Below are 8,917 nucleotides of genomic sequence, written 5' to 3' on the forward strand. Positions count from 1 at the left end.
CTTGGAAAGCGTGTTGGGGTAACACCCTCGGGGGTTCGAATCCCCCATCCTCCGCCGCCGAGAGGCCCGTGACCTGCAGAGATGCCGGTCATGGGCCTCTTGAGTTCTCCTCCTGTTGAGGAACACGCTTCTGGGCAGCCCGCTCACGCACGGTCCGGTAGCAGTTCGCCAGACATGGGATGTTGGCGAGGGACCACGACCGCCTGCGACGTGTGCCACCCGGGCCCCTGAGCGCCTGCGCGACGAGGTCCGGGTCGATTCGAGAGGACGGAACGTAGCAGCGTCCTGACCGGCGACGTCGCCGCAGTAGCTGCGTTCTCGAGATCCGGGCCCCGGCACCCTCGAGATCAGGGGCCCAACCTGCTCGAAATCAGGGGTTCAGTGCCTGCGAAATCAGGAGCTCACACTAGACTCGCATCCATGGACACCGTCGGACAGCTCGTCGATCGACGGATCGTCGACGTCGCCCTCGCCCGCTTGAGCGACGAGCCCGTGGTGCTCCTTGAGGGGCCCCGCACGGTCGGCAAGTCGACAGCACTCCGCGAGCTCGCCCAGCGACTCGGCGGTGAGGTGCTCGACCTCGACGACCCCGCGACCCGCGATGCTGTGGCGGCCGACCCTTCGACCATGATCCAGAGCGACAGCCCGATCTACATCGACGAGTACCAGCACGCCCCTGCGGTCCTCGACGCGATCAAGGCACGGCTCAACCGCTCCACCCGCCCCGGGCAGTTCGTCCTGACCGGCTCCGCCCGCCACGAGTCCCTGCCCGCCGCCGCCCAAGCCCTCACCGGCCGACTTCATCGGATGACCGTCTACCCCTTGGCGCAGGCCGAGCTCGAAGCCGCGCGCCCCGATCTGCTGGGCAGGCTGCTCGCCGCGTCGACGGCCGGCGAGAGCCGCGCATCGACGACCTCGCGGCAGGACTACCTCGAGCGGCTCACGTGCGGCGGCTTCCCCCTCGCCCTCGCGCGACGCAGCGAGTCCGCGCGCAACCGGTGGTTCGACGACTACATCCGCCTGACCCTTGAGCGCGACGTGCGCGAGCTGAGCAAGGTACGCCAGGCGCGGGCCCTGCCGGCCCTCCTCGAACGCCTCGCCGGTCAGACCGCCCAGGTTCTCAACACCACCGCAGCAGCCACCGCGACAGGCATCGACCCCCACACCGCGCGCGACTACATCCGGCTCCTGGAGAGCGTCTTCCTGATCCAGCTCCTTCCCGCGTGGGGAACCACCCTCACGAGCCGGTCGGCCAACGCGCCCAAGATCCACGTCCTCGACCCTGGCGTCGCCGCACGGCTCCTGCGCCTTACCCCGGACAAGCTCGCCCGCCGCGACCCGACGTCGCTGACCCAGCTCGGCCACCTCCTGGAGACATTCGTCGTCGCGGAGCTGCTCAAGGAGGCTTCATGGATGGACGGAATCGCGGGCGTGGGGCACTGGCGCACCTACGACGGCGTGGAGGTCGACCTCGTCATCGAGCGCGATGACGGCGGGGTGGTGGCGTTCGAGGTCAAGGCCGCAGGGCGAGTTCCGGGCGACGACTTCCGTGGCCTGCGCAAGCTGCGCGAGACGCTCGGCGACGCCTTCCTGGCCGGGACCGTTCTCTACACCGGCGAACGCAGCTACACGTTCGAGGACCGCTTGCACGCCATGCCCGTCGACCGACTCTGGACCGCCGAGTAGACAAGCTCGCGGACCACGGCGCACGCGGGTCAGCAAGCCCGAACGGCGGCGACCACGAGCTTGAGCGTCGGTAGCAGTCTCGGTAGCAGTCGGCCTCCATATCGATCCCGCCGGCCGGGTCCGTCAAGACCCGCGCACCGCGATGACCGGCACCGACGCACCCAACCACCTGGCCTCGTCACCCCCTCGAACGACTTGGAAAGCGTGTTGGGGTAACACCCTCGGGGGTTCGAATCCCCCATCCTCCGCGTGACGAAGGGCCCGTGACCTGCGAGTTCGCAGGTGGCGGGCCCTTTGGCGTGGGCGGCGGTCGAGGAACACGCTTCTCGCAAGCCGCTGACCTGCGGTTTGGTAGCAGTTCGACTTTGGTGGGATGTTGCGACTCGTCCGCCACCGTCCGCGTCGAGGTCGAGGTCGAGGTCGAGGTCGACGGCACGGCACGGCACGGCACGGCACGGCACCTGACGATCGTGGAGACCCGGCCCCCATGGCGCGAGGACGTCGGGCCGCAGTGGACGCGGTTCCCGATCGCACGCCGGCGCCACACGAAGACCACGGGGCTGTGGGAGATCTACTGGCGGGACCGGAACCTGAGGTTCCACCGGTACGACCGCGCCGAGCCCATGGGCGGCCGAGCTGCTGGAGGAGATCGAGCGGGACTCGACGGTGATCTCCTGGGGCTGATCGCGATGTTGCTCTGCTTGGTTTCGACGCAGCATGACGTTGCAGCTTCGGTGTCGGCCGTCAGTGCAGCCGCGAAACGGTCGCGTGTGAACCGCCGATATGGGAGCGCAAGCCAAGCGGGCCCGCCGGAGTACTCCGAGGAGATCACCACAGGACCGGCTGCCTACGGCCGCCCCGACGAGATCACCGTCATCCCGGCAGCGCCACTCGAGCACTGATCGCGTCATCTCGACGCGCCCACCGCCGGGCTCCGGGCCCGCCCGGCCCGAGCCCAGGCCGAGTGGGACGATGGAGCCATGGCACCACAGGTCACCGCGTGCCCCTCCTGCGGCACGAAGAATCGCGTCCCGGTCGCAACGAAAGGAAGCCCTCGCTGCGCCTCTTGCAAGGCAGCGCTGCCGTGGGTGGTCCCCGTCACCGATGCGGAGCTCGCGGCTGCGCTCGACACCGGTCACCTGGTCCTGCTGGACCTGTGGGCTCCGTGGTGCGCGCCGTGCCGGCAGGTCGCGCCGGTGCTCGTGAGCCTCGCGAATCGCTACGCGGGCCGGGTCAAGGTCGTCAAGGTCGACGTCGACCAGAACCCGCGCACCGCCACCCAGTTCGACGCACGCAGCATCCCCACGCTCGTGCTGCTTCACCGAGGCACGACGGTCCGCACGATCGTCGGCGCCCAGCCCGAGCCGGTCCTGGCCGGCGCGATCGACGCGGCGCTCGCTTCGGCGCACTGAGCACCCGCGACGGTCGTGGAGACCGGTCGCCATGGCGTGGGGACTTCGGGCTCGGCCCTAGCGGCAGCCACGAAACGGTAGTGTTTAAACCGTCGATACGGGAGCGTAAGACCCACCAGAGCGGTAGCGTAGCGACGTGGCATACGCACGCAGAGTCCTCGACACACAGCTCGACAGACTCCTCACTGGGCTGCCCGCCGTGGTCATCGACGGTCCCAAGGCGGTCGGCAAGACCGAGACCGCGACCCGGCGCGCCGCCACCGTCCTCGCACTCGACGACCCCACCGAACGTGTGCTGATCGAGGCGGACCGTGACCGACTCTCACGCCTTCCCACCCCGATCCTGATCGACGAGTGGCAGCTGTATCCCGCCGTATGGGACCAGGTCCGCCGAGCCGTCGACGCCGGCGCCGCCCCCGGGTCCTACCTGCTCACCGGGTCCGCGACACCCACCACCGCTCCCACGCACACCGGCGCCGGCCGCATCGTCCGCCTGCGACTGCGCCCGATGAGCCTCGCCGAGCGAGGGCTCGTCGAACCCACCGTGTCACTCGCAGACCTGCTCTCCGGCGTAGGGCCGCCCATCGCTGGCGAGAGTCCTGTCGGTCTGGCGGAGTACGCCGAGGAGATCGTCACGAGCGGCTTCCCCGGGCTGCGCGCCCTGCCCGCGCCTACGCGTGCAGCCGGCCTGAACGGCTATCTCGACGCCATCGTCGAGCACGACTTCGCTGAGCTGGGACACGTCGTGCGCCGACCTCGAACGCTGCGCGCATGGTTGAAGGCCTATGCGGCTGCGACGTCGACGACGGCGTCCTACAACACGATCCTCGATGCGTCGACGGCAGGGCATGGAGACAAGCCCGCGAAGACGACGACGATCGCCTACCGCGAGACTCTTGATCGGATGTGGCTGCTCGACACCGTCCCCGCGTGGACCGGAACGCGCTCACCCATGGCCTCACTCGGCCAGGCACCCAAGCATCACCTCGCTGACCCAGCCCTCGCGGCACGGCTCCTCGGCGTGGGCGCCGGTGCGCTGCTCGACAGCCCGAACCCGGACAGCCCACCGGTCCCCCGGGACGGCACCCTCCTCGGCGCCCTGTTCGAGAGCCTCGTCACCCTGGGCGTACGGACCTATGCCGAAGCGGCCGACGCGCAGGTCAGCCACCTGCGCACCCACCGCGGCGATCACGAGGTCGACCTGATCGTCACCAGGGACGACGGACGCATGGTCGCCCTGGAAGTGAAGCTCGCGGCAGTCGCGGGCGACGAAGACGTCCGCCACCTGCACTGGCTGCGCGAACAGGTCGGTGACGATCTCCTCGACGCCGCCGTGATCACCACAGGACCGGCTGCCTACCGCCGCCCCGACGGGATAGCCGTCATCCCGGCAGCGCTGCTCGGGCCCTGATCGCGTCGGCTCGACGCGCCCTCCCCCGCGGTGCCCTGATCGGCCCTAGCTTCCACACACCGCAGCTGCGAAGCTCGCGGCCATGGACCTTCGGCACGCGCGCTTCGTGCGCAGCGCGCTGGACACTGCCGAGAGCGCCGAGCTCAGCCGCGTCGACGCGCTCGCCGACGAGCTCGCGGCCCACCTGGCAGCTGAGTCACCGACCATCGACCTGGTCCACATCCACCGCGCCCAGTCCAGCGCCGTGCAGACGATCGTCGCGGCCATGCTCCGCGAACACCTGGGCTTCCGCGAGGAGGTCGTCCTGACCCCGCAGGACGGGTTCGTCACCCACGCCCGACCCGACTTCGTCTACTCCCTCGGCCCCGGCCGCGGCATCATCGCGGAGGTCGAGCGCGGAGGCACGACGACCAACAACCACGACCTCAAGGACCTGTGGAAGACCCACATCGCCACCGACGCCCAGCACCTGTTCCTCGTCGTCCCCAACGCCAACTGGAACGAGGCCGGCATCGCCCGCGAGCACCCCTACAACCGAGTCCTGACCCGCCTCGGCTCGTTCTTCGGCGACCCCCGACGCGAGATCGACGTCGTCAGCCTGCACGTCTTCGGCTACGGGCGAGAGGTCTGATCCGCCCAAGAGGGTAGGGGCGACGACCCCACGACGCCGTGGCGTCCGCACGCCCCGGAGCCGGTCCGCGGACGTAGGCTGGAGCTGCGGAGAAGCGTCCCCGCGAGGCCGGAAGGAGGCCTGGTGATGACGGATCTCACTCGCACCTTCGAGACCGTGATCGACGCCCCGGTGCACGACGTCTTCGAGTGCTGCCGCGACCCGCACCACCTCTTCGCGGGATGGCCCGAGCTCGAGGTCACCGACGTCGCCATGACACCGGATGGTGTCGGCACCACGGCGCACATCGTGGGCAGGTTCGCGAAGGGGATGATGGTCGAGCAGATCGAGCGCGAGTTCACCGAGTTCGTCCCCGACGAGCGGATCGTCAGCGAGGCGCACGCGAGGGTGCGCTTCGCGGGACGGACCAAGGACGTCGCCCACGGCCCGGTCTTCACGTGGCTGTTCAAGCCCGACGACGGGGGCACGGCGTTGACCTTCGTCGTCCTCGAGGAGCACCTCGGCTGGTGGCAGAACCTCCTCGAGTCCGTCAGTGCGGCGGTCATGGCGAAGAAGATGCACGGCATGCTGGCGGCCATCAAGACCGGCGTCGAGGGCCGGGCTTCGTCAACCGCCTGATCCGGCGGACCGTGCGGCGGGGCCGTGACACTCCTGAGCACCGGCTCCGCGCGGACCTCCGTCCCGTTCACACCCGTTCGACGCGGTCGGCCTGTGGTCCTCGATCACTCTGTCGCACCTGGAAGCGGACCCGATCACCCTGCTGCAGCGCCTCTGCGCCGCCGAGGACCGAGACGTGCACGAACAGGTCCGCGCCTCCCGCGTCCGGGGCGATGAACCCGAAGCCCCGCTCCGGGTCGTACCGCACGACCTCGCCCTCGCCACCGCGGGCCGGGATGTCGGATGCCCCCTGGTGCCCCGACCGACCCCGGGTCGTCGCTGCCACGGGTACGCCCCGAGGTGTCGAGCCGCGCGCGAGGCGCACGTCGCGCGCCTGCGGGCCCCTCTCGCTCGCGGCGACGTCGTACGTCACCCGGTCCCCCTCGGCCAGCTCGGTGAGCCCGCCGGCCAGCTCCCGGACGTGGACGAAGACATCCTGGCCGCCCGACTCGGGGGTGATGAACCCGAAGCCCTTGCCCCCGTCGTACCAGGACACGGTGCCGTCCGCCCCGTCGGGCGCGACGGCCTGCTGGGCGGCCTGTGCCCCCAACGGCAGCAGGTGCTCCGCCTGCGGGCCCTTCTCCCCGTCGACGACGAGGAACGCCACCCGCTGTCCCTCCGAGACCACGCCGCCACCCACGATGGCCGAGCTGTGCACGAAGATCTCGGCACCACCGCCGTCGGGCGTGACGAAGCCGTACCCCTTGGCAGGCTCGTACCAGGCCACGGTGCCGAGCACGCCCAACGGTGCGTCCGCGGCCTGGTCGCCCGTGACCCGCACCCGGCGTGCCTGCGGGCCGCGGTCCCCCTCGCCGATGTCGAACTCGACCACCTGCCCCTCCCGGAGCAGCCTCGTCGCGTCGTCGCTGACGATCTCGGACGCGTGCACGAACAGGTCCTGCGCGTCCTGCCCGAGGGCGATGAAACCGAACCCCCGGTCGGCGTCGAACCAGCGGACGGTTCCCTCGGGCACGGCGGACTCCTTGTCGAAGCGACGGTCGGTGTTCACCCAGTGTCCACGACGGGACTACGAGACGCGCCCGGCGCCAGACGGTGCTCGCACGGGGGATCGTCAGACAGATGCCTCCGCCGGCGCGGACCCGAGGTGCTCGTAGGCCCGGGCGGCCGGGTCCCAACCGGCGACGACCGCAGCCGCGAGCGCGAGGCCGATGGCCGTGACGTAGCCGGTGTTCGGCGGGACGTCCCAGTCGGCGTCGCTGCGACCGACCGCCAACGAGTACTCGAGCATCAGGTGGGCGAAGCTTGTCGCCGTGGCACCCGCCAGCACGATGGCGTACCGCACCCGGTGCCCGTCGGGCTCGAGGAACCGAGCAGCGAACAGGACGATGAGCGCCACGGCCGACGCCGCGTCGATCGCGACCAGGAGCGCCCCGACCGGTGCGTCGATGGCCAGGGTGAGCGCCGCAGCCAGCACCAGGAGCGACGGGGCCGCCAGGGCCGCCCGGGGGAGCCAACCGGTCCGGATGCTCGGCAGCTGGACCAGCCAGGCGAGCGAGAGCACCACCATCGCACCGATCGAGAGGACCTCCGGCAGCGCGAGCACCTCCGGCTCGATGATCACCGGCAGCGGGCTCGTGCCGTCCATCGCACCCAGGCACTCCGGGGAGAAGGCGTCGATGCCCTGCCCCGCACACGGTAGCCAGGCCAGCCGGACAGCCACAGCCTGCAGAGCCGCACCAGCACCGAGCAGCCCGGCGGAGACCAGCCAACGCGTCGACGTCCGCACAGATCGGACGCTACCGTGCCGTGCGAACGCGACGCCACACTTCGTGCAGCGTCGGCCGGGTGGGTAGAACGGGGCGCTCCCCCGCACGCGTAGCGCTCCGGAACGTCCACCATGTCGACCCCGCCGGCGCTCGCGGAGCTCCGGACTTCCTCGCACCCCGCCGCGAGGGACCAACGGCCCTGTCCTCCCCGTCGGCGCCGGAGAACCGTGGAAGTCGGGGGTGGCGCACACGGCGACCGGAGCCCAGGCGCCATCGACGCGGAGCACTTCTCGGGACGCGCGGCCTGACCGCTTGCGGCCGGCGCCCGCTGGCGCCGAGCTGCACGAGCACCAGCCACCTGATCCTCGGGCAGCCCGTCGAGAGGGTGGCGGGCGCTCCTCGGGCCACGACCCTGCACCAGGGCCCGCGTGACACGAGTGGAAGGACAAGGATCATGCAACGCATCTCACCGAACCGTCTGCGCGCGTTCGTCGTCGCGATCTCCGTCGCGCTCGCCGTGCCCCTCCTGGGAGGGGGCAGCGCGGTCGCGGGCGGCGCCCCCGAGCCGCGGGTCGTGCTCGCCAACCACCTCAACGGGCCGTGGAGCACCACGCACAGCTTCGTGGGCGCCGACTTCGACGTCATCGGGACGCCGGTCTACCGGCCCGGTGTGCTCGGGCGCTCGATCGGCGTCGTCGACGACGAGTCGCTGCTGCTGATGTCGAGCGACGACTTCTTCGGCGCCGACAGGAGCCAGGGCACCGTCTCGGTGTGGCTGAAGAAGAACATGGTGTCGTCGGTCCCCTACGTGACACCGCTGGCCGGCGTGTTCGGCGAGCAGCCGTACGACTTCCAGGACGCCTGGTGCAGCAGCGCCGCGGTCCACAACCCCGCTCCTCGCGCCGACTCGTGCACCAACTACGGCCTCACGGCTGCGTGGGGCGACGGCGTGTCCGGGCCCGCCGGCCTGTTCATGGTGATCAACGACAGCAGCGGCACGCCGCACCGAGCGGTCGACCCGGCGTTCAACACGAGTGCCGTCCCGGTGGGACGGTGGGTGAAGGTCACCTTCGTCTGGGACCTCGACGGCATCCGAGGGAGCGCCGACACGATGCGCATCTACCGCGGCTGCCGCCTCGTCGCGAGCTACGCGGCGCGGGGCGATTTCAAGTCCCTCGAGGGGGTGCTCGGGACCGCGCGACACGCGGGCCAGACCGGCCGATTCCTCGACGAGCTGACCGGCGACGCCGCGGCCGCGCGCGGCGACCTCGCGGCGGCAGAGTCCGCCTACGGGCGGGCGGTGGAGGTCGAAGAGGAAGGCGCCATCTCGCTGCGCGCGAAGCTCGCGCGCGTGAGCAGCGGCACCGGCTCGACCCCTCCTGAGGAGGTGCGG

The 8,917-nt window shown here is 70.8% G+C and carries 9 protein-coding genes; 7 read left to right on the plus strand and 2 right to left on the minus strand.

Going from position 1 to position 8,917, the window contains the following annotated elements; genetic code table 11:
- The first annotated feature begins 420 nt into the window (after window positions 1-420).
- The 6 genes from PKY62_RS10630 (at window position 421) to PKY62_RS10655 (ending at window position 5,758) form a co-directional block, all read left to right on the plus strand.
- Window positions 421-1,686, plus strand: coding sequence for an ATP-binding protein (locus PKY62_RS10630; RefSeq protein ID WP_324536750.1), 1,266 nt, complete (start codon window positions 421-423; stop codon window positions 1,684-1,686).
- Window positions 1,687-1,949: 263 nt separating this feature from the next.
- Window positions 1,950-2,588, plus strand: a complete 639-nt coding sequence (locus PKY62_RS10635) for a DUF3024 domain-containing protein (protein WP_324536752.1) — start codon at window positions 1,950-1,952, stop codon at window positions 2,586-2,588.
- A 186-nt stretch (window positions 2,589-2,774) separates the two neighbouring features.
- Window positions 2,775-3,098 (plus strand): thioredoxin, encoded by a 324-nt coding sequence (trxA, locus tag PKY62_RS10640; protein ID WP_324536754.1) that lies wholly within the window; start codon window positions 2,775-2,777, stop codon window positions 3,096-3,098.
- A 136-nt stretch (window positions 3,099-3,234) separates the two neighbouring features.
- Complete coding sequence (locus tag PKY62_RS10645; protein ID WP_324536756.1) at window positions 3,235-4,509, plus strand: ATP-binding protein; 1,275 nt, start codon at window positions 3,235-3,237, stop codon at window positions 4,507-4,509.
- 82 nt (window positions 4,510-4,591) lie between these two features.
- Window positions 4,592-5,140 carry a hypothetical protein gene (locus tag PKY62_RS10650; RefSeq protein WP_324536758.1) on the plus strand — a complete coding sequence of 183 codons (549 nt, stop codon included), beginning with the start codon at window positions 4,592-4,594 and terminating at the stop codon, window positions 5,138-5,140.
- 126 nt (window positions 5,141-5,266) lie between these two features.
- Window positions 5,267-5,758, plus strand: a complete 492-nt coding sequence (locus PKY62_RS10655; protein WP_324536759.1) for an SRPBCC family protein — start codon at window positions 5,267-5,269, stop codon at window positions 5,756-5,758.
- A gap of 67 nt (window positions 5,759-5,825) precedes the next feature.
- On the opposite strand, the gene PKY62_RS10660 is transcribed toward PKY62_RS10655, so the two are convergent.
- Together PKY62_RS10660 and PKY62_RS10665 are read right to left on the minus strand one after the other, a co-directional pair.
- The gene (locus PKY62_RS10660; RefSeq protein ID WP_324536765.1) at window positions 5,826-6,770 is read right to left on the minus strand and encodes a cold-shock protein; all 945 of its coding nucleotides are present in this window, start codon (window positions 6,768-6,770) and stop codon (window positions 5,826-5,828) included.
- Between the two features lie 99 nt (window positions 6,771-6,869).
- Entirely contained in the window at window positions 6,870-7,544 is a 675-nt protein-coding gene (locus PKY62_RS10665; RefSeq protein ID WP_324536761.1) for a hypothetical protein, read from the minus strand.
- Between the two features lie 434 nt (window positions 7,545-7,978).
- Between PKY62_RS10665 and PKY62_RS10670 the strand changes: the two genes are divergently transcribed.
- The coding region (locus tag PKY62_RS10670; RefSeq protein ID WP_324536763.1) for a LamG-like jellyroll fold domain-containing protein at window positions 7,979-8,917 on the plus strand (939 nt) is incomplete at its 3' end.

Origin of the sequence: Actinotalea sp. (assembly GCF_035443605.1) — a bacterium.
GTDB lineage: Bacteria > Actinomycetota > Actinomycetes > Actinomycetales > Cellulomonadaceae > Actinotalea.

Bases quoted from the DNA above. Each gene is read 5' to 3' on its own strand.
- PKY62_RS10630 (WP_324536750.1), top strand. From the start codon at position 421: ATGGACACCGTCGGACAGCTCGTCGATCGACGGATCGTCGACGTCGCC.
- PKY62_RS10650 (WP_324536758.1), top strand. From the start codon at position 4,592: ATGGACCTTCGGCACGCGCGCTTCGTGCGCAGCGCGCTGGACACTGCC.
- PKY62_RS10655 (WP_324536759.1), top strand. From the start codon at position 5,267: ATGACGGATCTCACTCGCACCTTCGAGACCGTGATCGACGCCCCGGTG.